The following is a 24,251-nucleotide window of genomic DNA, read 5'->3' as shown; positions in this document are numbered from 1 at the left end:
TGGTTCGCCAGCCAAATCGAATCAACGAGTGAAACGCGAATCTCGGCATTCCAAGGTGCCCCCGCTGGCCTGAGCGCCATCGGAGGTTTCAGCCGGATTCAAGACTCAACCTCTGGAGCTACACATGCCCGTGTCCATGCGCGAAATGCTGGAAGCCGGTGTCCACTTTGGTCACCAAACCCGCTTCTGGAACCCCAAGATGGCCCCCTTCATCTTCGGTCATCGCAACAAGATCCACATCATCAACCTCGAGAAGACGCAGCCCGCCTTCGAAGAGGCCCTGAAGTTCATCAAGCAGCTGTCGGCCCGCCGCGGCACCGTCATGATGATCGGCACCAAGCGCCAAGCTCGCGACACCATCGCTGAAGAAGCTGGCCGCGCTGGCGTGCCTTTCGTGAACCAGCGCTGGCTGGGCGGCATGCTGACCAACTTCAAGACCGTCAAGGGTTCCCTGAAGAAGCTCAAGGACATGCAAGTTCAGGTCGAAGCTGGCCTGGATGGTCTGAAGAAGAAGGAAGGCCTGCTGTTCCAACGCGAACTGGCCAAGCTGGAAAAGGACATCGGCGGCATCCAGGACATGGCTGCCCTGCCTGACGCCCTGTTCGTGATCGACGTCGGTTACCACAAGATCGCCATCGCCGAAGCCAAGAAGCTGGGCATCCCCGTGATCGGCGTGGTGGACACCAACCACTCGCCCGAAGGCATCGACTACGTGATCCCTGGCAACGACGACTCCTCCAAGGCTGTCGCCCTGTACGCCAAGGCCGTCGCTGACGCCATCCTGGAAGGCAAGGCCAACGCCGTCAACGACGTCGTCGCTGCTGCCGCCGAAGGCGACGAGTTCGTGGAAGTCAGCGAAGACGCTGCCTGACGCGACCTCACCCAGATCAAAGGGGCTGAAGATCAGCCCCTTTTTTTCAGCAAGATCGAATGTGTGGCGGTGATGACACCGCCCCTGAATCAAACGGAGAATACAAATGGCTGCTATCACCGCCAGCATGGTTGCCGACCTGCGCGCCAAGACCGACGCCCCGATGATGGAGTGCAAGAAGGCCCTGACCGAGGCCGATGGCGACTTCGCCAAGGCTGAAGAGATCCTGCGCGTCAAGCTGGGCAGCAAGGCCTCGAAGGCCGCCACCCGCGTGACCGCCGAAGGCGTGGTCTCCGCTGCCGTGGACGGCTCCACCGGCGCCCTGGTTGAAATCAACTGCGAAACCGACTTCGTCTCCAAGAACGAATCCTTCCTGGCTTTCGCCAAGTCGGTGGCCGAACTGATCGCCAAGAACAACCCCGCTGACGTCGCCGCCATTGGCGAGCTGCCCCTGTCGCAAGACGGCTTCGGTCCCACCGTGGAAGAAGTTCGCAAGGGCCTGATCGGCAAGATCGGCGAGAACATGTCCATCCGCCGCTTCAAGCGCTACGCCGGTGGTGGCAAGTTGGCTGCCTACCTGCACGGTGCCCGCATCGGTGTGGTCGTGGAGTTCGAAGGTGACGCCACCGCCGCCAAGGACGTGGCCATGCACATCGCTGCCATGAAGCCCGTGTCGCTGTCTTCGGACGATGTGCCTGCTGCCTTGATCGAAGTCGAGCGCAGCGTGGCCACGGCCAAGGCTGCCGAGTCCGGCAAGCCCGCCGACATCGCCACCAAGATGATCGAAGGCGCTGTTCAGAAGTACCTCAAGGAGGTCTCGCTGCTGAACCAGGTCTTCGTGAAGGCCGCCGATGGCAAGCAGACCGTCGAGGCTTACCTGAAGTCGACCGGCACCACCGCCAAGTCCTTCTCCATGTTCGTCGTGGGCGAGGGCATCGAGAAGAAGCAGGACGACTTCGCTGCCGAAGTGGCTGCCACCGTGGCTGCCGCCAAGGGTCAGTGACCTGACTGCAAATCAAGGGGGCTTCGGCCCCCTTCTGAATGGAGCCGGTGACGCCCGAGCTTTGCGTTAAAGTTCTCGTCGAACCGGCCAAGTACCAAGCCAAGGATCCCGTCTCATGCCCGCTTACAAGCGCATCCTCCTGAAACTCTCCGGCGAAGCCCTGATGGGCGACGATGCTTATGGCATCAACCGCGCCACCATCGTGCGCATGGTCAAGGAGATCCAGGAAGTCACCGCGCTGGGCACCCAGGTGGCTGTGGTCATCGGGGGGGGCAACATCTTCCGCGGCGTCGCTGGCGGCTCCGTCGGCATGGACCGCGCCACCGCAGACTACATGGGCATGCTGGCCACGGTGATGAACTCGCTGGCCCTGGCCGATACCATGCGCCAGGAAGGCATGACGGCTCGCGTCATGTCCGCCATCAGCATCGACCAGGTCGTCGAGCCCTACGTTCGCCCCAAGGCCCTGCAGTACCTCGAAGAGGGCAAGGTCGTGGTCTTTGCTGCCGGCACCGGCAACCCCTTCTTCACCACCGACACGGCGGCGGCCTTGCGCGGTGCCGAAATCGGCGCCGAGGTGATGCTCAAGGCCACCAAGGTCGATGGTGTCTACACCGCCGACCCGAAGAAAGACCCTTCGGCCACGCGCTACAGCACCATCACCTTTGACGAGGCCCTGATCAAGAACCTGCAGGTGCTCGACGCCACGGCTTTTGCGTTGTGCCGCGACCAGAACCTGCCCCTGAAGGTGTTCTCCATCTTCAAGCCAGGCGCCCTCAAGCGCGTGGTGCAAGGCGAGGACGAAGGCACGCTGGTCCACGTCTGAGCACGTTGGCCATCCCTGTCCTCCTGTTTCCTTCCTGAAGCGTTGGTGACCTGATCTTCAGAACCGATCACCTCGCACGGAGTTGTCCATGAGCATCGCAGACATCAAGAAAAACGCCGAGCAGAAAATGCTCAAGTCCATCGAGGCCTTCAAGACCGAGCTGACCAAGATCCGCACGGGCCGTGCCCACCCCGGCATCCTGGACCAGGTGCAGATCGACTACTACGGCTCGATGGTGCCCATCAGCCAGGTCGCGAACGTCGCCCTGCTGGACGCTCGCACGATCTCTGTCCAGCCCTGGGAAAAGGGCATGGGCGCCAAGATCGAAAAGGCCATCCGTGAGTCGGACCTGGGCCTGAACCCGTCGACTCAGGGCGACCTGATCCGCGTGCCGATGCCCGCGCTGACCGAAGAGCGTCGCCGTGAGCTGACCAAGGTCGTCAAGGGCGCCGCCGAAGACGCCAAGGTGGCCGTGCGCAACCTGCGTCGCGATGCCAACGAGCACGCCAAGCGCCTGCTCAAGGACAAGGAAATCACCGAAGACGAAGACCGTCGCTCTCAGGACGACGTGCAGAAGCTGACCGACAAGCACATCGCCGAGATCGACAAACTGGTGCAGGGCAAAGAAGCCGAGATCATGGCCGTCTGACGGCCGAGGTCCGAGCACCGGCTCCCACCACGACGAGGCGGCAGGTCCGCCTCGCTCTTTTTGCAGCGCCCGACTTCGCGTGGCGCCTCGTTCTGATTGCCTCCTGCCATGGCTTCATCCCAACCGCCCCAGTCGTTGCCCAGACACGTTGCCATCGTCATGGATGGCAATGGTCGCTGGGCTCGCAAACGTTTGTTGCCCAGGGGAATGGGGCACAAAGCTGGGGTGGATGCGCTGGTCAAGGTGGTGCAGGCCACGGCCGATCGCGGCATCGGCCACCTGACGGTGTTTGCGTTTTCCTCCGAGAACTGGAAGCGTCCCGAGGAGGAGGTCTCCGGCTTGATGAGCCTGTTGCTGGTGGCGTTGTCCAAGCACCTGACCAAGCTCAAGTCTGATGGCGTGCGCATCCGCATTGCGGGCGACCTCGAGAACGTGTCCGAGAAGGTGCGCAATGCTTTGCGGGACGCCGAGGCCAACACCATCGGCAACAGCCGGCTGGTGCTGACGGTGGCCTTCAACTACGGTGGCCGTTGGGACATCGTGCAGGCCTGCAAACAGGCCCTGGCCGATGGCGTGGCGGCATCTGACCTGAGTGAGGCGGTGCTGTCTCGTCACATGGCGATGTCCTACGCGCCTGATCCGGATTTGTTCATTCGAACCGGTGGTGAGGTGCGACTGTCGAACTTCCTGTTGTGGCAAAGCGCCTACGCAGAATTGCACTTCACAGATTGCCTCTGGCCCGATTTCGACGCCCAAGAGCTGGACTGTGCGCTGGCTGTTTACGCCGGCAGAGAGCGCCGTTTCGGCGATGTGGGTGAGTCAGGTCTGGGTGAAGGCGCGATCGGCAGCGGAGAAGGTCACTGAAAGCATGCTCAAACAACGTGTCATCACGGCGCTGATCCTGGTCGCCATTTTGCTGCCCACGCTGGTGGCCGATGCAGCCTGGCCGTTCGCGCTGCTCACCTTGGTTATCATCTCTGCCGCAGGGTGGGAGTGGTCTCGCCTGAACGAGGCGCCCGGTTTGCGCGCGGCGCTGCTGGGTGGGGCTGTGGCTGGTGCCTGTGTCTACATGGCGCATCGGTTTCAGCTGCCTTTGTGGGCCGACATGGCTGCGCCGCCTGAGCCGCACGTGCATGAGTCGGGGCAGGCTTTGCTCGGCTTTCGTGCTCCTTCGGTCATCTGGTGGGGCGCGTCCGTCGCCTGGGTGGTGGGCGGCGCCTTGGCGCTGCGCTTTGGCCCCAGTCACTGGCGGGCCATTCCGCAGTGGTTGAGGCGCCTGCTGGGTCTGGCTTTGCTGGTGGTGGCATGGATGGCCTTGGTCGAGAGCAAGGCTCAGGGCTTGAACCACATGCTGTCGGTGTTCTGCCTGGTGTGGGCTGCCGACATCGGGGCCTACTTTGGTGGGCGTGCCTTGGGTCGTCGCAAACTGGCGCCCTCCATCAGCCCTGGCAAAAGTTGGGAAGGCGTGGTGGCCGGCGCCCTGACCGTGCTGCTCCTGGCTGCCGGCTGGTTGTGGGCCGATCAGAACATCGGCGTTGATTCACCCAGCCTGTACAGCCGCCTGCTGTGGGGCCTGGGCTGGCCAGGCATGGTCGCGGCGCTCTTGGCCCTGGTGGGGCTGAGCGTGGTGGGCGATCTGTTCGAATCGTTGGTCAAGCGCCAGGCCGGGGCCAAGGACAGCAGCCAGTTGCTGCCTGGCCATGGTGGTGTGCTTGATCGCGTCGATGCCTTGCTGCCGGTGTTGCCGGTGTCCATCGCCTTGCTGAGCTTGTGCCATGGTTGAACTCACGGATTCCCGACGCCTGCGTGTCAGCGTGCTGGGGGCGACAGGCTCGATCGGCACCAACACGCTGGATGTCATCGCCCGTCACCCGGAACGCTTCGAAGTCTTCGCATTGACGGGCGCGAGCCGCGTGCCCGAGTTGCTGGCCCAGTCCCTGCGCTGGCGGCCCCGATACGCCGTCATGCCCGACGCACGGGCTGCTGCCAGCTTGCGTGAGGCAGTTCGTCAGGCTGACCTGCCCACCGAGGTGCTCGATGGCGAGGCGGCGCTGGTGGACGTGGCCGCGCACCCGGATGTCGACATCGTGATGGGGGCGATCGTGGGTGCGGCAGGACTGCCGCCTTGTCTGGCTGCAGCGCGCGCAGGCAAGCGCCTGTTGCTGGCCAACAAAGAGGCGCTGGTTGTCGGTGGTGAGCTGTTCATGCGGGCCGTGCGCGAAGGTGGTGCGACCCTGGTGCCCATCGACAGCGAGCATTCGGCCATTTTTCAATGCCTGCCTGAAGATCCGGCCTCCTGGTCGCGTCGCGTGGATCACATTGTGCTGACCGCTTCTGGTGGCCCTTTCCGCCAGCGTGATCCGGCAACCTTCTCCCAGATCACGCCGGAGCAGGCCTGCGCGCACCCGAATTGGGTCATGGGTCGCAAGATCTCGGTCGATTCCGCGACGATGATGAACAAGGCGCTGGAGGTGATCGAAGCGCGCTGGCTGTTTGACCTCGCGCCTGAGCAGATCCGAGTGGTCATCCACCCGCAGAGCATCGTGCACTCGATGGTGGTGTGTCGCGACCGGTCGGTGCTGGCCCAACTGGGCACGCCGGACATGCGTGTGCCAATTGCCTACGGGCTGTCCTGGCCTGAGCGAATCGAGTCCGGTGCAGAGGTGTTGGACTTCCTGAAGCTGGGGGCCCTGACCTTCGAGGCCCCCGATGCATCGCGTTACCCTGGCCTGCAGCTGGCCTGGCACGCGCTGCGCTCTGCGCCAGGGCACACCTGTGTGCTCAATGCGGCCAACGAGGTGGCTGTCGATGCGTTCCTGCATGGCAGGGTTCGTTTCGATCAGATCCATCGGGTCAACGAGGAGACCCTGGCACAGTGCAAGGTGCCAGCCGAAGCGGCAGAATCCGTGGAGGGGTTGCTGGCGTTGGACGCCGAGGCCCGTCGCGTGGCTGCTGGCGTTGTGGCCGGTTGCCGGCCTGACTGAGTTCACAGCGTGTCGATTTCGACCCGCTCCGGAGGTGCATCATGCTCATGACCGTTCTGGCCTTCCTGGTCACCATCGGGGTGCTCGTTGTCATCCACGAGTGGGGGCACTACCGTGCTGCGGTGGCGTGCGACGTCAAGGTGCTGCGGTTCTCCGTGGGCTTTGGCCGTGTGCTGTGGTCTCGCACGCGGGGCGAAACCGAGTTCGTGGTCTCTGCATTGCCTTTGGGTGGCTATGTGAAGATGCTGGACGAGCGCGAGGGTCGGGTTGAATCCAGTGAGCGGCACCGCGCGTTCAATCAGAAACCGCTGCATCAGCGCGCGTTCATCGTTGCTGCGGGCCCCCTGGCCAACCTGGTCTTGGCCGTTTTGTTGTACGCGTGCGTGAACTGGGCTGGGGTCGAGGAGATTCGGCCCTGGCTGGCCGAGCCCCGCGTGGGCAGCTTGGCCGCCGAGGCAGGCCTGCGTTCGCGTGACGAGGTCGTTGCGGTGCAGATCCAGGGCGCCTCGAAAGATGCCTCGGGTGACTCGGCGCAAGCCGTTGGTGAGTGGGTTGCCGTGCGCTCGATGACCGATCTGCAATGGTGGTTCACCCGCGCAGCGGTTCAGGGCAGTGATGTTCGCCTGCGTGTGGTCAGCCGAACATCGGAACAAGGATCTCCCTCGGGTGAGCGCGAGCTGAGCCTGGCTGTGGGCCGCATCCCGGCTGCCGATGTCGATGGGAGCTTGCTTGAGAAGCTGGGCCTGAGTGGCCCCTACGCCGAGCCACTCGTGGCCCAACTGGTGCCCAATGGCCCGGCGGAGCGCGGCGGGCTCAAGGAGGGGGACCGCGTCCTCAGCCTCAACGGCAGCCCCATTCAGGATGCAGGCCAATTGCGTCAGGCGATCCGCCAGAGCGCCGTCGACGGTCAGCCGCAGCCGCTGACCTTTCACATCGAACGTCAAGGGCGCTCGCTGGATGTCCTGGTGCAGCCTGTGATGAAGGACGTGCAAGGGCAACGCCTGCCGCGCATCGAAGCGGCGCTGGGTTCAGCCGCCGCCACCGTGACGGTTCAGCACGGCCCTGTGGACGGCCTGACCCGAGCGCTGTCCAAGACATGGGATGTGGCGAGCCTCAGCCTGGAAATGCTGGGCAAGATGCTGATCGGCGAGGCCTCCATCAAGAACCTCAGTGGTCCCATCACGATTGCCGACTACGCTGGGCGTTCTGCCGAGCTGGGTTGGGTCTACTACGTGGGTTTCCTGGCCCTCGTCAGCGTGAGCCTGGGGGTGTTGAACCTGCTGCCTCTGCCAGTCCTCGATGGTGGGCACCTCATGTATTATCTTTTCGAAGGCATCACGGGCCGCCCGGTTTCCGAGCGTTGGCTCGAGAGGCTCCAGCGAGGTGGCGTCGCCGTCATGCTCCTGATGATGTCCCTGGCCCTGTACAACGACTTCGCGCGACTGCTCGGCGCGAACTGATCTTCAACGCATGCCCATCTCCATGACCGCTGTCCGCCTCAAGCCGACCCTGCTTGCCGCCTTGCTGGCGTCCTCCCTGTTCCAGTCGGCTTGGGCCGTCGAGCCTTTTGTCCTCAAGGACATCCGCGTGGAGGGCTTGCAGCGTGCCGACGCTGGCACCGTCTTCGCATCGCTGCCGTTCCGCGTGGGCGACACCTACACCGATGACAAGGGCTCTGCCGGTCTGCGCTCGCTTTTCGCCACGGGTCTGTTCAAGGACGTGCGCATCGAGATCGATGGCAAGGTGGTGGTGGTCATCGTTGAAGAGCGCCCCGCGATCGCCCGCGTTGAGTTCGTTGGCACCAAGGAGTTCGACAAGGAAGCGCTGCTGAAGGCGCTCAAGGACGTCGGCATCTCGGAAGGCCAGCCTTTTGACCGCGCCCTGGCCGATCGGGCCGAGCAGGAACTCAAGCGGCAGTACCTCACTCGCAGCTTGTACGCCGCCGAGATCGTCACCACGATCACACCGACCGAGCGCAACCGCGTCAACGTGACCTTCACCGTCACGGAAGGCGAGATCACCAAGATCAAGGCCATCCGCATCACGGGCAACCAGGCTTTCAGCGAAAGCACCTTGTTGTCGCAAATGGACCTGACCACCGGTGGTTGGTTGACCTGGTACACCAAGTCCGACCAGTACTCGCGCGCCAAGTTCAACGCCGACCTTGAAACCCTGAAGTCCTACTACCTCAACCGGGGTTACCTGGAGTTCCGAATCGAGTCTGCTCAGGTCGCGATCTCGCCGGACAAGCAGGACATCGAGCTCGTGATCAATGTCAACGAGGGCCCGGCTTACACCGTCACGGCCGTCAAGCTCGACGGCGACTACCTTGGCAAAGAGGCCACCTTCCGCAAACTGGTGACCATTGATGCCGGAGAGGCATACAAGGCGGATCAGGTCGCCTCGACGGTCAAAGCCTTCACGGACCGCTTTGCGCAGTACGGCTACGCCTTTGCTCGCGTTGACGTGCGTCCTGAACTTGACCGCGAGAAAGGACAGGCCGTCATCAACCTCGTGGCCCAGCCGCAGCGTCGCATCTACGTGCGTCGCGTCAACGTGGCGGGCAACTCCCGCACCCGCGACGAGGTCGTGCGCCGCGAGTTCCGCCAGTTCGAATCGGCCTGGTACGACGGCCAGAAAATCAAACTCTCGCGTGACCGTGTCGACCGCCTGGGTTACTTCAAGAACGTCAACGTCGAAACCGTTGAAGTGCCGGGCACGGTTGACCAGGTTGACCTGACCGTCGCGGTGGAGGAAAAGCCCACCGGCAACCTGATGCTGGGTGCCGGCTTCTCGACGGCAGAAAAGTTGACGCTGTCTGCGTCGATCAAGCAGGACAACGTTTTCGGCTCCGGCAACTACCTGGGCATCGAGCTCAATACCAGCAAGTACAACCGCGCGATCGTGCTGAGCACGGTCGATCCGTACTTCACGGACGACGGTGTTTCTCGCTCTTACGACGTTTTCCTGCGCAACTCGCGCCCGCTCAACAGCCAGGGCGGTGACTACAAGATCGAAACCATCGGTGGTGCGGTGCGTTTCGGCGTGCCCTTCACCGAGTTCGACACCGTCTTTTTCGGCCTGGGTGTGGAGCAAACAGCCATCAAGGGCGACCTCGGTCTGCCGGTGAGCTACCGTCTGTTTCGCGACACCTTCGGTGACCGTGTGACCTCTGTGCCGCTGACCGTGGGTTGGGCCCGTGATGCCCGCGACAGCGTCATCGTCCCGACGACGGGGCGCTACCAGCGCGTGAACTTCGAAAGCGGTCTCCTGGGCGACACCCGCTACCTGCGCACCGACCTCGAAGGCCAGCAGTACATCCCCTTGAGCAACCGCTTCACCTTGGGCCTGCGTGCCGAGGTGGGCTATGGCGTGGGCCTGCAAGGCAAGCCTTACCCTGTGTTCAAGAACTTCTTCGGTGGCGGCCTGGGCTCGGTGCGCGGCTTCGAGCAAAGCTCCCTGGGGCCGATCGACATCGAAGGCGCCTACATCGGTGGCAACAAGCGCGTGAACCTCAACGCCGAGCTCTATGTCCCTTTCCCGGGGGCCGGCAACGACCGCACGCTGCGCCTGTTCGGCTTCATGGACGCGGGCAACGTCTGGGGGGAGGACGACAAAATGAAGCTTGACAACTTGCGTGCCTCTGCAGGCGTGGGCATCAGCTGGATTTCGCCGGTGGGGCCGCTCAAGCTGAGCTACGGCAAGCCCATTCGCTCCTTCAGCCAAGATAAAATCCAGCAACTCCAGTTCCAGATCGGCACGGCTTTCTGACCATGACTTCGACCTTCAAGACCTTGGTGGCCATCGCTGCGCTGAGCTGCGCGGCCGCGGTCTCGGCTCAGGAGCTCAAGATCGGCTTCGTGAACCTCGACCGCGTCCTGCGTGACGCCGCCATGGCCAAGGCTGCCCAGGCCAAGCTCGAAGGCGAGTTCACCAAGCGTGAAAAAGAGCTGCTGGACAGCGAGTCACGCCTGAAGGCCGCGTCAGATCGCTTTGACAGGGAGACCGCCTCGCTGGGTGAGTCCGAGCGGGTGCGCCGCCAGCGGGAGTTGGTGGACCAGGATCGCGAGCTGCAACGCAAGCGACGCGAGTTCCAGGAAGACCTCAACCAGCGCAAGAACGAAGAGCTGGCGTCTGTGCTTGAAAAAGCCAATCGAGTGGTCAAGTTGATTTTCGATCAGGACAAGTACGACCTGATCGTCCAGGAAGCGGTGTTCGCCGGCCCCCGTGTCGACATCACCGACAAGGTCATCAAGGCGATGAACGCCGGGTCGGGCAAGTGAACGCGTCGCATGCGAACGCCCAAGCCGCCACCGCCACGACGCTGAGCACCACGCTCGGCGAGCTGGTCAAGGCGCTTGCAGACGAAGCCCTGGGTGGTTTCGAGGCCGAAATCCAAGGTGACGCTGACACGGTGATTCGTCGCATCGGTCCGCTGGACACCCAAGAGCCTGGCACGCTGTCGTTCCTCTCCAACCCGAAGTACCGCAGCCAGCTGGCCGACACGCAGGCTGTTTGCGTGATCATCAGCCCGGCTGTGTTGGGCGATGCAGCCAAGCTGCGCTCGGCCATCGTCACCGCTGACCCCTATCGCTTCTTCGCTGCTGTCACCCGTTGGTGGGCGGCACGTGTGCGACCCCGTCCGACTGCGGCGATCCACCACAGCGCCGTGGTCTCTCCTGAAGCGGTGATCGGGCAGGGCGTGCACATCGGCCCTCTGGTGGTGGTCGAGGCGGGAGCCGTCGTCGGCGATGGCGTGGTCATCGGTTCGCACACCTCGGTGGGTGAGCGCGCTCGCATCGGTGCAGGCACTCGCCTGGCCCCGCACGTCACCATCGGCTTCGACTGCGTGATCGGCGAGCGTTGCATCTTCCACAGCGGCGTGGTCATCGGGGCCGACGGCTTCGGTTTCGCGCCGCACCAGGGCCGCTGGGAAAAGATCGAGCAGCTTGGTGCCGTGCGCATCGGCAACGACGTCGAGCTGGGCGCCAACACCTGCGTTGACCGCGGCGCGCTGGACGACACCGTCATCGAAGACGGCGTCAAGCTCGACAACCTGGTTCAGATCGCGCACAACGTGCACATCGGCGAGCACTCGGCCATGGCGGGCTGCGTTGGCGTGGCCGGCAGCGCGCGCATCGGCAAACATTGCACCGTCGGGGGCGCAGGCATGATCCTGGGTCACCTGACGTTGGCGGACCACGTGCATGTTTCTTCGGGCACGTTGATCTCGCGCTCCATCCTCAAGCCCGGGCAGTACAGCGGCGTCTTCCCGTTCGATGACAACGCGTCCTGGGAAAAGAACGCCGCGACCCTGCGACAGCTGCACGCCCTGCGTGACCGCATCCGCGCCCTTGAAAAAGAAGTGAAAAGCTGATGGACATCCACAAGATCCTCAACAAGCTCCCCCACCGCTACCCCTTCCTCATGGTGGACAGGGTGCTGGAGGTTGAAAAGAACGTGCGCATCCGCGCACTCAAGAACGTCACCATCAACGAGCCGTTCTTCCAGGGGCACTTCCCGGGCCGCCCGGTCATGCCCGGCGTGATGATGCTTGAGGCGCTGGCTCAGGCCGCTGCGCTGCTGGCCTTCGAGACCATGGGCAACGCCGCCGATGAAAACTCGGTGTACTACTTCGTGGGCATCGATGGTGCGCGCTTCAAGCGCCCGGTCGAGCCGGGTGACCAGCTCTTCCTTGACGTCTTCATGGATCGCAACAAGGGTGGCATCTACAAGTTCAAGGCCCGTGCCATGGTGGGCGAAGAGCTTGCCGTCGAGGCCGAGCTGATGTGCACCGTGCGCAAGGTGGCCTGAGCCCATGGCGAACATCCACCCCACCGCCATCGTTGACGCGAAGGCTGAGTTGGCCGACTCGGTCAGCGTGGGCGCTTTCACGACCATCGGCCCGAACGTGCGCATCGGTGAAGGCACGAGCATCGGCGCGCACTGCGTGATCGAAGGTGTGACCACCATCGGCCGTGACAACAAGGTCTACCAGTTCGCCTCGCTGGGTGCCGATCCGCAGGACAAGAAGTACAAGGGCGAGCCCACGCAGCTGATCATCGGTGACCGCAACACCATCCGCGAGTTCACCACGTTCAACACCGGCACGGTGCAGGACAAGGGCGTGACCCAGGTCGGCCACGACAACTGGATCATGGCCTACGTGCACGTGGCCCACGACTGCGTCATCGGTGACCACAACGTGATCGCCAACTCGGTGCAGTTCGCCGGTCACGTCACGGTGGGCAACTTCACGCTGATCGGCGGCATCAGCGGCATCCACCAGTTTGTGCGCATCGGCGACTTCGCCATGCTGGGTTTCCAGACTCGCCTGTCGCAAGACCTGCCGCCTTTCGTGGTGGCTGCTGGCAACCCGGCCGAAGCGCAGAACGTGCACCAGGAAGGCCCCCGTCGCCGTGGCTACTCGCCCGAGCGCCTGGCCAACCTCAAGGCCATGTACAAGCTGCTGTATCGCAAGGGCCTGACGCTCGCCGCTTCGGTGCAAGAGATCACGGCGCTCAAGTCCGCGCCCGAGGCCTTGGCCGAAGGTGTGCAAGGCGACATCGACAAGATGCTGGCCTTCCTGGCCGACGCCCAACGCGGCATTGTGCGCTGAGGGGGCCTCCAGGTGAGTCGGCCCGATCCCCGCATCGGCATGGTCGCCGGTGAAACCTCCGGTGACCTGCTGGCCGGGCTGCTGCTGCGTGGCATGAAGTCGCGCTGGCCGGGTCTGAGCTCGCAAGGCATCGGCGGCCCCAAGATGGCTGCTCAGGGCTTCGAGGCCTGGTGGCCGCACGAAAAGCTGGCGGTTCACGGCTTCAACATGGAGGTGCTGCGGCGCTTCCGCGAGATCTGGACCATCCGCCGCCGCCTGGGTGATCGCCTGCTGGCTGATCGACCCGACGTGTTCATCGGCGTCGATGCCCCCGACTTCAACCTCGGCCTGGAAGCCCGCCTCAAAGAGCAGGGCGTCAAGACCGTGCACTTTGTCAGCCCTTCGATCTGGGCTTGGCGTGGCGGGCGCATCAAGAAGATCCACCGCTCGGTGGACCACATGCTCTGCCTGTTTCCCTTCGAGCCGAAGATCTACCAGGACGCGGGCATCAACGCGAGCTTCGTGGGGCACCCGCTGGCCGACACGATCCCGCTGGAGGTGCCGCGTGCGGCCGCGCGTGCGGCGCTGGGCATCGCCGAGTCCACGCCGCTGGTGGCGGTGCTGCCAGGCAGCCGCCGTGGCGAGATCCAGCACATCGCGCCGTGCTTCTTGCAGACCGTGGCCCTGCTGGCCAGGCAGCGCCCTGATCTGCGCTTTGTGTTGCCCGTCGTGCCTGGCTTGCGCTCGTTGGTGGAGCCCATGGTGCGCGAACACGCGCCTGATGCACCGCTGACCTTGCTTGATGGCCAATCGCACGAAGCCCTGGCCGCCTGCGACGTCACCCTCATAGCCAGTGGCACGGCCACGCTGGAGGCCGCGTTGTTCAAGCGCCCCATGGTGATTGCCTACCAGCTCAGCCCCATGAGTTGGCAGATCATGAAGCGCATGGGCTACCTGCCTTGGGTGGGCCTGCCCAACATCCTCGAGCGAGATTTCGTCGTGCCCGAGCGCTTGCAGGACGATGCCAAACCGGTGCAACTGGCCAAGGACGTGCTCGCCTGGCTGGATGACCCCTCGCGCAGCGCCTCGGTGCAACAGCGCTTCCTTGAACTCCATCACACCCTGCGCCGCAACACCGGCCAGGCCGCCACCGATGCGATCGCGAAAGTCCTCGAAGCGCGTTGAGGCGGTTGCCCCCTTGCACGCTGACCAGCAACTGGACCTGCTGTGCCCGCTAGAGCCCACCGGTTTGCTGGCGGGTGTGGACGAGGCGGGGCGTGGCCCCTTGGCGGGTCCGGTGGTGGCGGCAGCCGTCATCCTCGACGAACTCAACCCCATCGCAGGCCTGGCCGATTCCAAAAAGCTCACAGCTCGCCAGCGAGAGGCCCTGTTCGACGAAATCCGGGCCAAGGCACTGTGCTGCAGCATTGCCCTGGCCTCGGTCGAAGAGATCGACGAACTCAACATCCTCCACGCGACCATGCTGGCCATGCGCCGCGCCGTCGAAGGCCTGCGCCTGAAGCCTTCCCTGGTGCAGGTCGATGGCAACCGGGTGCCGCCGCTGCAGGTGCCTGCCCAGGCCATCGTCAAGGGCGATGCCAAGGTGCAGGCCATCTCGGCGGCCTCGATCCTGGCGAAGGTGCATCGCGACCGCATCTGCGACGAGCTGCATCAGGCGCACCCCCAATACGGCTTTGATGGCCACAAGGGCTACCCCACTGCCGATCACTTGGCGGCCCTGCGCGAGCATGGCGCGACACCCCATCACCGGCGCAGCTTCGGGCCCGTGAAGGTGGTGCTGGGCCTGGTGCCGGACCCGACCCTGGTGGTGGGCAGCCCGCTGCGCCGCTGACAACACATGACCGACTCTTCCGTTCAGCTCATCACTTCGCGCGAGAACGCGCTCATTGCGCGACTGCGCCGGCTGTCCCAGGAGCCACTGGCCTACCGCAAGCAGGCCGAGGTCTGGCTGGAAGGCGATCATCTTTGCCGCGCGGCGCTGGCGCGTGGCCTGCGCGCGCCCCTGGCCGTGGTGGCTGACACCGCCTGGGTCGGCGAGCATGGTCAAGGGCAGGGCAGCGATGAGCGTGCCGACCTGGCCACCCGGCTGGCCCGCCAGGCCGCTCGCGTGGTGGTCGTGCCCGAGGCGCTCTGGAAGGTGTTCACGGGCCTGGAGTCGCCTGCGCGAATCGGCTTTCTCATGCCGCTCGTGGGGGAACATGTGCTGACGGGTGCCGTGCAATCGGGCGTGGCCACGGTGGTGCTGGACCGCCTGCAGGACGCTGGCAACGTCGGCAGCATCTTGCGCAGCGCGGCGGCCCTGGGCGTTGGGCAGGTGCTGGCCCTCAAGGGCACGGCAGGTCTGTGGTCGCCCAAGGTGCTGCGTGCCGGCATGGGGGCGCACTTTGGGTTGAACCTCGTCGAGCAACTGTCTGCCGAAGACCTCGCCGGCCTGGGGGTGCCCTTGGTGGCCACCAGTTCGCACACCGAAAACGAGCTGCACAGCGTGAAGTTGCCCGAGCCATGCGCATGGGTCATGGGCCATGAAGGGCAGGGGGTCAGCGGCGAACTGATGGCGCGATGCACGTTGTCCGTTCGGATTCCTCAGCCTGGTGGCGAGGAGTCCTTGAATGTGGCGGCAGCCACCGCCATCTGCTTGTACGAGTCGCTGCGCCGCCGCGTGGCCTGAGCCTGAGTCTGCCCCGGATCACCCTGCGATGAGGGTGGCCCGCGCGTGGAGACTTGGGCGCGCCCTGCAGATGACATAACATCGGCGCATCGGCGCGGGCTCGGTCTCGCCGCTCACATCACTTTGGAGAAACACATGGATCGTTCGATCAAGCCCATTGACGTCGTCTACGGCGGCGCTGTTGGCTCGGCCCAGCGTCAGCGCGTGCTGCGCAACACCTACGCCTTGCTGGCGCTGTCCTTGCTGCCCACGGTGCTGGGCGCCTGGATGGGCGTCGCCATGGGCGGCTTCAGCCTCGGTGGCCCGCTCGTGACCTTCATCGCCTTCATGGCGATTTCCTTCGGTTTCTTCTTCGCCATCGAGAAGTTCAAGAACTCCGGCGTGGGCGTGCTGCTCCTGCTGGGTTTCACCTTCTTCATGGGCTTGATGATGTCCCGGCTGCTGAGCTTTGCGCTGGGCCTGGGCAACGGCGCTCAGCTCATCGGCATGGCCTTTGGTGGCACCGCGCTGATCTTCGGCGCCATGGCCACCTTGTCGAGCGTGGTCAAGCGAGACCTGTCGAGCATGGGCAAGTGGCTCTTCGTCGGTGCCCTGGTGCTGATCGTGGCCGCGGTTGCCAACATCTGGCTGCAGATGCCGGCGCTGATGCTCGCGATCTCGGCCATGGCCGTGCTGATCTTCTCGGCTTTCATTCTTTATGACATCAAGCGCATCATCGATGGCGGCGAGACCAACTACGTCACCGCCACGCTGGCGCTGTACCTGGATGTCTACAACGTGTTCACGTCCCTGTTGCAGCTGCTGATGGCGCTGGGTGGCAGCGACGACTGATCGCTGACAGGCCTTCGAATGAAAGCGGCCCCGTGAGCGCGAGCTCCGGGGCCGTTGGCTTTGCGAGGCGCAGATCAGTACTCGTCGCCGCCGATGTAGGTGCCGGGCGCCAGGTTCTCGAAGCGCGTGTTCGATTTCAGGAAGGCCAGGTGCAGGCTGCCCACCGGGCCGTTACGCTGCTTGCCAATGATGATCTCGGCCGTGCCGGGGATCTTCGATTCCTTGTTGTAGTACTCGTCGCGGTAGATGAACATGATCACGTCGGCGTCCTGCTCGATGGCGCCCGATTCGCGAAGGTCGGACATCATGGGGCGCTTGTCGGGCCGCGTCTCAACCGAGCGGTTGAGCTGCGACAGCGCGATCACCGGGCACTGCAGCTCTTTCGCCAGGGCCTTGAGGCCCCGCGAGATTTCGCCGATCACGGTGGCGCGGTTTTCTTCGTTGCCGCCCGAGCCACTCATCAGCTGCAGGTAGTCGATGATGATCAGGCCCAGCGTGCCGCCGAACTGGCGGGCCAGGCGACGTGCTCGTGCGCGCAACTCGTTGGGCGAGAGGCCCGGTGTCTCGTCGATGAAGACGTGCGCGTGGCGCAGCTTCTCGACCGTCTCGCTCAGGCGGCTCCATTCGTCGTCGGTCAGGCGGCCTGTGCGCAGGTTCTGCTGGTTGATGCGGCCGATGGAGCCGACCATCCGCAGCGCCAGCTGGGAGGCACCCATTTCCATCGAGAACACCGCCACCGGCAGGCCCTCGTTGACGGCCACGTTCTCGCCGATGTTGAGTGCAAAAGCGGTTTTGCCCATGGAAGGGCGCGCGGCCAGGATGATGAGGTCGCCTTTTTGCAGGCCGGCCGTCATCTTGTCCATCTCGATGAAGCCCGTGCGTACGCCGGTGACGTCTTCGGCGCCGTTGTCGGCCAGCTCCTGCACGCGGTCGAGCAGGTCGACGACCAGGCCGTCCATGGCGAAGAAGCCCTGCTTGTTGCGGCTGCCCTCTTCGCCGATCTTCATGATGCGGGCTTCGGCCTCGTCCAGGATGTCCGAGACCGACTTGCCCTGCGGGTTGAATGCGTTGGTGGCGATCTCGTCAGAGGCTGTCACCAGTTTGCGCAGCACGGCGCGTTCGCGCACGATCTCGGCGTAGCGGCGCATGTTGGCCGCGCTGGGCACCGACTGCGCCAGGTTGTTGAGGTAGACCAGTCCACCCACGTCCGCAGCCTTGCCCTGCATTTGCAGTTGCTCGAAAACGGTGATGACGTCGGCGGGCTTGGAGGCCGACACCAGTTGCTGGATGGCCACGAAGATGAGCTGGTGCTCATGGCGGTAGAAGTCGCCCTCGTGCAGCAGGTCGGCGGCGCGGTCCCAGGCGCTGTTGTCCAGCAGCAGGCCGCCCAGCACGCTTTGCTCTGCCTCGATGGAATGGGGGGGCACGCGCAGGCGGGCGATCTCGTCGCTGCCGCCGGAGGCGCCCACGCTGAGGCCCGTGGGCGTGGAAGTTGATGCGTTGGGGAAGACTGCAGCCATGTGTTCAATCATACGGCCGGCGAAGCGCGGGGCCTGTGGATAAAGCTGTGGGCAAGCGTGGGGGATCCTGGGGGCTTCCTGGGGAAACGCGAGGACAACTGCCCGCCTGGGCGCTCAGCAGGTAAAGGACACCCAGAAACGACAAAGCCGGCTTGCGCCGGCTTTGCTCAGGCGGGCCACCGAAGCGGCCCATGATCCCAGAGGATCAGACGGTTTCGCCAACCACGGCGACGGTCACGTCCACCACCACGTCGGTGTGCAGGGCGACGGACACGGCGTGTTCACCGGTGGTCTTGAGCGGGCCGTTGGGCAGGCGAACCTGCTGCTTGGTCACTTCGAAGCCGGCAGCCTTGAGGCCTTCGGCGATGTCGAAGTTGGTGACCGAGCCGAACAGGCGGCCGTCCACGCCAGCCTTCTGGCTGAGGGAGACGGTCTTGCCGCTCAGCTTTTCGCCCACGGCTTGGGCAGCGGCCAGCTTCTCGGCGGAAGCCTTTTCCAGTTCGGCGCGACGGGCTTCGAACTCGGCGACGGCCTTGGTGGTGGCGCGGCGAGCTTGGCCAGTCGGGATCAGGAAGTTGCGGGCGTAGCCGTCCTTGACCTTGACCACGTCACCCAGGGTACCCAGGTTGGCGACTTTTTCGAGGAGGATGATTTGCATGACGGTGACTCCTTAGACGCGATGTTGGTCGCTGTAAGGCAGCAGGGCCAGGAAGCGGGCGCGCTTGATGGCGGTGGTCAGCTGACGTTGGTAGATCGCGCGGGTGCCGGTCAGGCGAGCGGGGATGATCTTGCCGTTTTCAGCGATGAAGTCGCGCAGGGTGTCGACGTCCTTGTAGTCGATTTGTTCGACGCCAGCGACGGTGAAGCGGCAGAAGCGCTTGCGACGGAACAGCAGGGATTGCGTGTTGCGCTTGCCCTTGCGGTCTTTGGAGAACTTGCCGTTCTTGGAGCGGGGAGCAGCCATGATGACCTCTCAATATCCGGTGGATGGTTTAAACGATGTCTTGTAGAGCGGTGATGTGCAGCAGCACGCCTCGTCCGTTGCGCGGTGACCCCAGGAAACCGGTGAAGCCGTGAGCCTCTCCGATGGGCAGCCGGCTCAACGCTTGCGCGATGTCGCCAACGGCCACTGCCTTCATCTCCAGCTGAACCTTGCGGCTTCGCTGGTTTTCCTGCAGTTCGGACTCGTGTTCAAGCACGAGGTCCAGGGCAGGGAGTCCGGCGGGGGTGTATCGCAGTGCCTTGCGTTCGATGATCCGGGCAGACAGCAGGACTTGGTTCATGTCTTGCGGGGTCTGGCGGGCTTCGTCACGTCAGGGCTGGACGGGCAGCCGATTCACGCCTTGCGGCATGGATCAGGCAGCGGCTTGGTCCTGCTGGGCCTTGCGGGCCTCTTCACGCTCGACTTGCTTCATCATCACGGAAGGAGTGGTCTCGGCCTTGTCCTTCTGCACGGTCAGGTGACGCAGCACGGCGTCGTTGAACTTGAAGCCGGTTTCGATTTCAGCCAGGGTTTCCTTGCTGATTTCGACGTTCAGGCACAGGTAGTGCGCCTTGGCCAGCTTGTTGATCTGGTAAGCCAGCTGACGACGGCCCCAGTCTTCAACGCGGTGCACCTGGCCACCGGTGGTGGTGATCAGGGTCTTGTAACGCTCCAGCATGGCCGGAACCTGCTCGCTTTGATCCGGGTGGATCAGCACGATGATTTCATAGTGACGCATGGTGACTCCTTGTGGATTCCCCACCTCTCACCGGGTGAGAAGGTGGGATGGAAGCCGTCGCGAAGCGTCAAACCCGCTGACGGCAAGGGTTGAGCCTCTTTTGATCAGAGGCTTCAACATTCGGAAAACCCGCGAGTATAGCAACAAAAACGCCACCCGTGGGTGGCGTGAGGGGTTCAGGGTGTTCGACACCCCGAAAACAGGTCGCAAGCCCGCCGAACGGCAGGGCGCGACCTCACTTGGCGGCCAGGCGTTGCCAGGTGTCGACCACGGTGTCGGGGTTCAGCGAGATGGACACGATGCCCTCGGCGGCCAGCCACTCGGCGAAATCCGGGTGGTCGGAAGGGCCCTGGCCACAGATGCCGATGTACTTGCCGGTGGCCCGGCAGGCGGCGATGGCTCGCGAGATCAATGCCTTGACGGCTGGGTCGCGTTCGTCGAAATCGTGCGCCAGCAACTCCAGTCCGGAGTCGCGGTCCAGGCCCAGCGTGAGCTGGGTCAGGTCGTTCGACCCGATGGACATGCCGTCGAAGAACTCCAGGAACTGCTCGGCCAGGATGGCGTTGGAGGGCACCTCGCACATCATGATGACGCGCAGGCCGTCCTTGCCGCCCTTGGATTCGCGCACCAGGCCGTGGTCGGCCAGCATCTTGGTGACGCGCTCGGCCTGTTTCAAGGTGCGCACGAAGGGCACCATGATCTCGACGTTGGTCAGGCCCATGTCGTTGCGCACGCGCTTGAGGGCTTCGCACTCCATCGCGAAGGCCTCGCCGAACTCGGCGCTGATGTAGCGCGAGGCGCCACGGAAGCCCAGCATCGGGTTTTCTTCTTCGGGCTCGTAGCGCGAACCGCCGATGAGCTTCTTGTACTCGTTGGACTTGAAGTCCGACAGGCGCACGATGACGGGCTTGGGCCAGAACGAAGCGGCGATGGTGGCGATGCCTTCGGCCAGCTTGTCGACGTAGAAGGCGCGCGGCGAGGCGTGACCTCGGGCCACGGACTCGACGGCTTTCTTCAGGTCGTTGTCGACGTTCGGGTAGTCGAGGATGGCCTTGGGGTGCACGCCGATGTTGTTGTTGATGATGAACTCGAGGCGTGCCAGGCCCACGCCGGCGTTCGGCATCTGCGCGAAGTCGAAGGCCAGTTGCGGGTTGCCGACGTTCATCATGATCTTCAGGCCGATGTGGGGCATCTCGCCACGGGTCACCTCGGTGACTTCCGTTTCCAGCAGGCCTTCGTAGATGTGGCCGGTGTCGCCCTCGGAGCAGGCCACGGTCACCAGGGTGCCGTCGGTCAGGCGCTCGGTGGCGTTGCCGCAGCCCACCACAGCCGGGATGCCCAGCTCACGCGCGATGATGGCCGCGTGGCAGGTGCGACCGCCGCGGTTCGTGACGATGGCGCTGGCGCGCTTCATCACCGGCTCCCAGTTGGGGTCGGTCATGTCGGTGACCAGCACGTCGCCCGGCTGGACCTTGTCCATCTCGGAGATGTTGTGGACGATGCGGACCGGGCCGGTGCCGATCTTCTGGCCGATGGCGCGGCCTTCAGCGAGGATGGTGCCGGTGCCCTTGAGCTTGTAGCGCTGCTCGCTCTTGCCTTGCTGCTGGCTCTTGACCGTCTCGGGGCGGGCTTGGAGGATGTAGATCTTGCCGTCGCCGCCGTCCTTGCCCCACTCGATGTCCATCGGGCGGCCGTAGTGCTGCTCGATGACGAGGGCGTAGCGGGCCAGCTCCATGACGTCGTCGTTGGTCAGGCTGTAGCGGTTGCGGGCTTCGACGGTGGTGTCCACGGTCTTGACCAGCTTGCCCGACGCGGCCTTCTCTTCGGGCGTGGAGAACTCCATCTTGATCAGCTTGGAGCCCAGGTTGCGGCGGATGACGGCCTGCTTGCCAGCCTTGAGCGCGGGCTTGTGGACGTAGAACTCGTCGGGGTTGACGGCGCCCTGCACCACGGTTTCACCCAAGCCGTAGCTGGAGGTGATGAAGACCACGTCCGAAAAACCGGACTCGGTGTCGATGGTGAACATCACGCCGGCGGCGCCGATGTCGGAGCGAACCATGCGTTGCACGCCCGCAGAGAGGGCCACCACGTCGTGGGCGAAGCCCTTGTGCACGCGGTAAGAGATGGCGCGGTCGTTGTAGAGCGAGGCGAAGACTTCCTTCATCTTGTGCAGGATGTCTTCGATGCCGATGACGTTCAGGAAGGTTTCCTGCTGGCCGGCGAACGAGGCGTCGGGCAGGTCTTCGGCGGTGGCCGAGGAGCGCACGGCGAAGGAGGCCTGGGGGGTGTCGCCAGCCAGCGTCACGAACGCATCGCGGATGGCCTTTTCGAGGTCGGCGGGAAAGGGTTGGGCCTCGACCCAGCCACGGATTTCTGCCCCGGCCTGGGCCAGGGCCTTGACGTCTTCGGTGTCGAGCGTGGCCAGGCGCTGGCTGATGCGCAGGCTCAGGCCGTCATGCTTGAGAAACTCGCGGAAGGCGTGGGCGGTGGTGGCGAAGCCGGTGGGCACGCGCACGCCGTCGGGCAGCTGGGAGATCATCTCGCCCAGCGAGGCGTTCTTGCCGCCGACCGACTCGACGTCGGACATGCGCAATTGCTCGAAGGGCACGACCAGGGCGGTCGGCGCAAAGCGTTCGGTCATAGAAAAACTCCAGGATGGTGAAAAAATCTTGGGGCTTCCGGGGCGAAGCTGGGGCGGCCGGTCTGTTGTTTTGATGGTGTGACCTGGCAGGCGTCAGCGGGCGGGCCGGAAACGGTTGAACCGATTGTAGGGTCCCGCCTATGATCCGGGGGGTCTTTCCAATGAATCCGGATCGCGCCGGGGGCCGGTGTTGTGAACACCTCACCCCCTCGTTCGAGGTCCCCGCATCCCCATGCCCGATCGCAGCGTTTTCTTCGTGTCCGATGGCACCGGCATCACCGCCGAAACCATGGGCAATTCCATCCTGGCCCAGTTCGCCATCAAGCCCCGCCACGTCCGCCGGCCCTTCATCGACACGGAGGACAAAGCCTTCCACGTGGTGCGCGAGATCAACACCGCGGCCGAGCGGGAGGGGCAGCGCCCCATTGTTTTCACCACCTTGGCCAATGACGACGTGCTGTCGATCCTGCAGACCTGCCAGGGCAAGGTTTTTGACGTCATCAAGACTTTCGTGGAGCCCTTGGAAGAAGAGCTCAACATGAAGTCCAACCACCGCGTCGGTCGCTTCAGCGACGCGAGCGTGGACGGCGAGTACAACAACCGCATCGACGCCATCAATTACGCGCTCGAGCACGATGACGGGCAGTCGTCTCGCAACCTCGAAGAGGCAGATGTGGTGCTGGTTGGCGTGAGCCGTTGCGGCAAGACGCCCACTTCGCTTTACCTGGCCATGCAGCACGGTGTGAAGGCGGCCAACGTGCCCCTGATTCCCGAGGACTTTGACCGTGGGTTCTTGCCGACCATGCTCAAACCCTACAAAAAGAAGTGCTTCGGGCTGACCATCGACCCGCAACGGCTCAGCCAGATTCGCAACGAGCGTCGGCCCAACAGCCGCTACGCCAGCCTGGAGAGCTGCCGCTTTGAAGTTCAGCAGGCCGAATCCATGATGCGCCGCGAGGGCATCGCTTGGCTGTCATCGACGCACAAGTCGATCGAAGAGATCGCCACGACGATCCTGCGCGACATCCGACCTGATCGACTGATTTACTGAGCCTGCTTGCCAGGCATCGAGCTGGCCTGCCGGTCGAGCGCGGCCAGATGGGTCAGGAAACCCTGCAGGTGCACGGACAGCCGCTGGCCCAATGCACTCGACTCCGGGTTGGCCTGCCTGGCCTGGTCCTGCGTTTGCGTGGCGAGGTCGGTCAGGCCCGGGGTGCGCAGGTTCAGGGCAATGCCCTTGATTTCGTGGGCCACCTTGGCCAGTCGCACCAGGTCTGCAGACTGCAAGGCCTGGTTCAGTTGATCGGCCACACCGGGCAGTGTTTGGCTGGCCACGCTCATCAAGGCACTCAGGACACCAGGTTGTGGTGCGAAGTGTTGCTGCATGCTGAACCAGTCGGCTTCGGGCGTGGCGAGCGCAGGAGCTACCGAAGGGCTGGACGGGGGTACAACTTTCATGGGGCTCTCCGGCGGGCGTGACACGTGCTTGAGCACCGCCTGCACCAGTGTATCCAGCATGTAGGGTTTGGTGATGTAGTCGACCATGCCCGCGCTCATCGCCTCTTGCCTAGCCTGGTTGAAGGCGTGCGCTGTCAAACCTATGACGGGAAGCTGAGGCGCCAGGCTTCGGATGCGCCGTGTTGCCTCGTTGCCGTCCATGACGGGCATCTGGATGTCGCACAGCACGAGATCGATGTTGGCAGGGCCTTTGGCCACGCGCTCGACGGCTTGTTCGCCGTCGAAGGCAAACTGCGATGGCAGCTCCTTCCGCCTCCAGCATTTGCCCCAGGATCAGCCGGTTCACCGGGTTGTCTTCCGCTGCGAGCAGGCGCAGGCCACTCAGCCTGCGCTGGCCTGCGCGTGCCTGCGGTTGGGGGCGATGGGTCAGGGCGTGCAGAAGCCGAAGGGGGGAGAGCGG

The 24,251-nt window shown here is 64.1% G+C and carries 25 protein-coding genes; 18 read left to right on the top strand and 7 right to left on the bottom strand.

The window, feature by feature from the left end; genetic code table 11:
* The first annotated feature begins 124 nt into the window (after positions 1 to 124).
* From rpsB to ABG80_RS02290, 17 genes are all read left to right on the top strand, one after another.
* Positions 125 to 871, top strand: a complete 747-nt coding sequence (gene rpsB / locus ABG80_RS02370) for a 30S ribosomal protein S2 (protein ID WP_058086177.1) — start codon at positions 125 to 127, stop codon at positions 869 to 871.
* Positions 872 to 977: 106 nt separating this feature from the next.
* Positions 978 to 1,874 (top strand): translation elongation factor Ts, encoded by an 897-nt coding sequence (tsf, locus tag ABG80_RS02365; RefSeq protein WP_058086176.1) that lies wholly within the window; start codon positions 978 to 980, stop codon positions 1,872 to 1,874.
* 115 nt (positions 1,875 to 1,989) lie between these two features.
* Positions 1,990 to 2,700, top strand: coding sequence for a UMP kinase (gene pyrH / locus ABG80_RS02360; RefSeq protein ID WP_058086175.1), 711 nt, complete (start codon positions 1,990 to 1,992; stop codon positions 2,698 to 2,700).
* An 88-nt stretch (positions 2,701 to 2,788) separates the two neighbouring features.
* Positions 2,789 to 3,349, top strand: coding sequence for a ribosome recycling factor (gene frr / locus ABG80_RS02355; protein WP_058086174.1), 561 nt, complete (start codon positions 2,789 to 2,791; stop codon positions 3,347 to 3,349).
* Positions 3,350 to 3,457: 108 nt separating this feature from the next.
* Entirely contained in the window at positions 3,458 to 4,213 is a 756-nt protein-coding gene (gene uppS, locus ABG80_RS02350) for a polyprenyl diphosphate synthase (protein WP_058086173.1), read from the top strand.
* Positions 4,214 to 4,217: 4 nt separating this feature from the next.
* Positions 4,218 to 5,132 carry a phosphatidate cytidylyltransferase gene (locus ABG80_RS02345; protein WP_058086172.1) on the top strand — a complete coding sequence of 305 codons (915 nt, stop codon included), beginning with the start codon at positions 4,218 to 4,220 and terminating at the stop codon, positions 5,130 to 5,132.
* Positions 5,125 to 6,333, top strand: a complete 1,209-nt coding sequence (gene ispC, locus ABG80_RS02340; RefSeq protein ID WP_058086171.1) for a 1-deoxy-D-xylulose-5-phosphate reductoisomerase — start codon at positions 5,125 to 5,127, stop codon at positions 6,331 to 6,333. The genes ABG80_RS02345 and ispC overlap by 8 nt, the downstream gene beginning before the upstream one ends.
* Before the next feature lie 41 nt (positions 6,334 to 6,374).
* Positions 6,375 to 7,793: an RIP metalloprotease RseP gene (gene rseP / locus ABG80_RS02335; RefSeq protein WP_058086170.1), complete on the top strand. Its 1,419-nt coding sequence runs from the start codon at positions 6,375 to 6,377 to the stop codon at positions 7,791 to 7,793.
* Positions 7,794 to 7,815: 22 nt separating this feature from the next.
* A complete protein-coding gene (gene bamA / locus ABG80_RS02330) occupies positions 7,816 to 10,104 on the top strand; it encodes an outer membrane protein assembly factor BamA (protein ID WP_058086262.1) in 2,289 nt (762 codons plus the stop codon).
* Positions 10,105 to 10,106: 2 nt separating this feature from the next.
* On the top strand, positions 10,107 to 10,616 hold the full coding sequence (locus ABG80_RS02325) for an OmpH family outer membrane protein (RefSeq protein WP_058086169.1): 510 nt from the start codon (positions 10,107 to 10,109) through the stop codon (positions 10,614 to 10,616).
* Between the two features lie 41 nt (positions 10,617 to 10,657).
* On the top strand, positions 10,658 to 11,710 hold the full coding sequence (lpxD, locus tag ABG80_RS02320) for a UDP-3-O-(3-hydroxymyristoyl)glucosamine N-acyltransferase (protein WP_058086261.1): 1,053 nt from the start codon (positions 10,658 to 10,660) through the stop codon (positions 11,708 to 11,710).
* The gene (gene fabZ, locus ABG80_RS02315; protein ID WP_058086168.1) at positions 11,707 to 12,147 is read left to right on the top strand and encodes a 3-hydroxyacyl-ACP dehydratase FabZ; all 441 of its coding nucleotides are present in this window, start codon (positions 11,707 to 11,709) and stop codon (positions 12,145 to 12,147) included. Before lpxD ends, fabZ begins: the two co-directional genes overlap by 4 nt.
* A gap of 4 nt (positions 12,148 to 12,151) precedes the next feature.
* The gene (lpxA, locus tag ABG80_RS02310) at positions 12,152 to 12,952 is read left to right on the top strand and encodes an acyl-ACP--UDP-N-acetylglucosamine O-acyltransferase (protein WP_058086167.1); all 801 of its coding nucleotides are present in this window, start codon (positions 12,152 to 12,154) and stop codon (positions 12,950 to 12,952) included.
* Positions 12,953 to 12,991: 39 nt separating this feature from the next.
* Entirely contained in the window at positions 12,992 to 14,116 is a 1,125-nt protein-coding gene (gene lpxB, locus ABG80_RS02305) for a lipid-A-disaccharide synthase (RefSeq protein WP_058086166.1), read from the top strand.
* Entirely contained in the window at positions 14,085 to 14,783 is a 699-nt protein-coding gene (gene rnhB / locus ABG80_RS02300; RefSeq protein WP_058086165.1) for a ribonuclease HII, read from the top strand. Before lpxB ends, rnhB begins: the two co-directional genes overlap by 32 nt.
* A gap of 6 nt (positions 14,784 to 14,789) precedes the next feature.
* Positions 14,790 to 15,620: a TrmH family RNA methyltransferase gene (locus tag ABG80_RS02295; RefSeq protein WP_058086164.1), complete on the top strand. Its 831-nt coding sequence runs from the start codon at positions 14,790 to 14,792 to the stop codon at positions 15,618 to 15,620.
* Positions 15,621 to 15,755: 135 nt separating this feature from the next.
* The gene (locus ABG80_RS02290) at positions 15,756 to 16,451 is read left to right on the top strand and encodes a Bax inhibitor-1/YccA family protein (RefSeq protein ID WP_058086163.1); all 696 of its coding nucleotides are present in this window, start codon (positions 15,756 to 15,758) and stop codon (positions 16,449 to 16,451) included.
* Positions 16,452 to 16,525: 74 nt separating this feature from the next.
* Here ABG80_RS02290 and dnaB read toward each other — a convergent pair whose 3' ends face one another.
* The 6 genes from dnaB to ppsA form a co-directional block, all read right to left on the bottom strand.
* Positions 16,526 to 17,971: a replicative DNA helicase gene (gene dnaB, locus ABG80_RS02285; protein WP_058086162.1), complete on the bottom strand. Its 1,446-nt coding sequence runs from the start codon at positions 17,969 to 17,971 to the stop codon at positions 16,526 to 16,528.
* A gap of 205 nt (positions 17,972 to 18,176) precedes the next feature.
* Positions 18,177 to 18,629, bottom strand: coding sequence for a 50S ribosomal protein L9 (gene rplI, locus ABG80_RS02280; RefSeq protein WP_058086161.1), 453 nt, complete (start codon positions 18,627 to 18,629; stop codon positions 18,177 to 18,179).
* A gap of 12 nt (positions 18,630 to 18,641) precedes the next feature.
* Positions 18,642 to 18,935 (bottom strand): 30S ribosomal protein S18, encoded by a 294-nt coding sequence (gene rpsR, locus ABG80_RS02275; RefSeq protein ID WP_058086160.1) that lies wholly within the window; start codon positions 18,933 to 18,935, stop codon positions 18,642 to 18,644.
* Between the two features lie 28 nt (positions 18,936 to 18,963).
* Positions 18,964 to 19,254, bottom strand: coding sequence for a primosomal replication protein N (gene priB / locus ABG80_RS02270; protein WP_058086159.1), 291 nt, complete (start codon positions 19,252 to 19,254; stop codon positions 18,964 to 18,966).
* A gap of 72 nt (positions 19,255 to 19,326) precedes the next feature.
* A complete protein-coding gene (gene rpsF, locus ABG80_RS02265; RefSeq protein WP_058086158.1) occupies positions 19,327 to 19,692 on the bottom strand; it encodes a 30S ribosomal protein S6 in 366 nt (121 codons plus the stop codon).
* Between the two features lie 235 nt (positions 19,693 to 19,927).
* Entirely contained in the window at positions 19,928 to 22,333 is a 2,406-nt protein-coding gene (gene ppsA / locus ABG80_RS02260) for a phosphoenolpyruvate synthase (RefSeq protein ID WP_058086157.1), read from the bottom strand.
* 232 nt (positions 22,334 to 22,565) lie between these two features.
* Between ppsA and ppsR the strand changes: the two genes are divergently transcribed.
* Entirely contained in the window at positions 22,566 to 23,384 is an 819-nt protein-coding gene (ppsR, locus tag ABG80_RS02255; RefSeq protein WP_058086156.1) for a posphoenolpyruvate synthetase regulatory kinase/phosphorylase PpsR, read from the top strand.
* Here the strand turns inward: ppsR and ABG80_RS02250 are convergent.
* The gene (locus ABG80_RS02250; protein WP_083505733.1) at positions 23,378 to 24,094 is read right to left on the bottom strand and encodes a response regulator; all 717 of its coding nucleotides are present in this window, start codon (positions 24,092 to 24,094) and stop codon (positions 23,378 to 23,380) included. The genes ppsR and ABG80_RS02250 overlap by 7 nt on opposite strands.
* Positions 24,095 to 24,251 lie beyond the last annotated feature (157 nt).

Source organism: Aquabacterium parvum, from assembly GCF_001447195.1.
GTDB classification, from domain to species: Bacteria; Pseudomonadota; Gammaproteobacteria; order Burkholderiales; family Burkholderiaceae_C; genus Aquabacterium; species Aquabacterium parvum.
The sequence above is the reverse complement of the archived record's forward strand: the minus strand, read 5'-3'. Positions and strand labels throughout refer to the sequence as shown.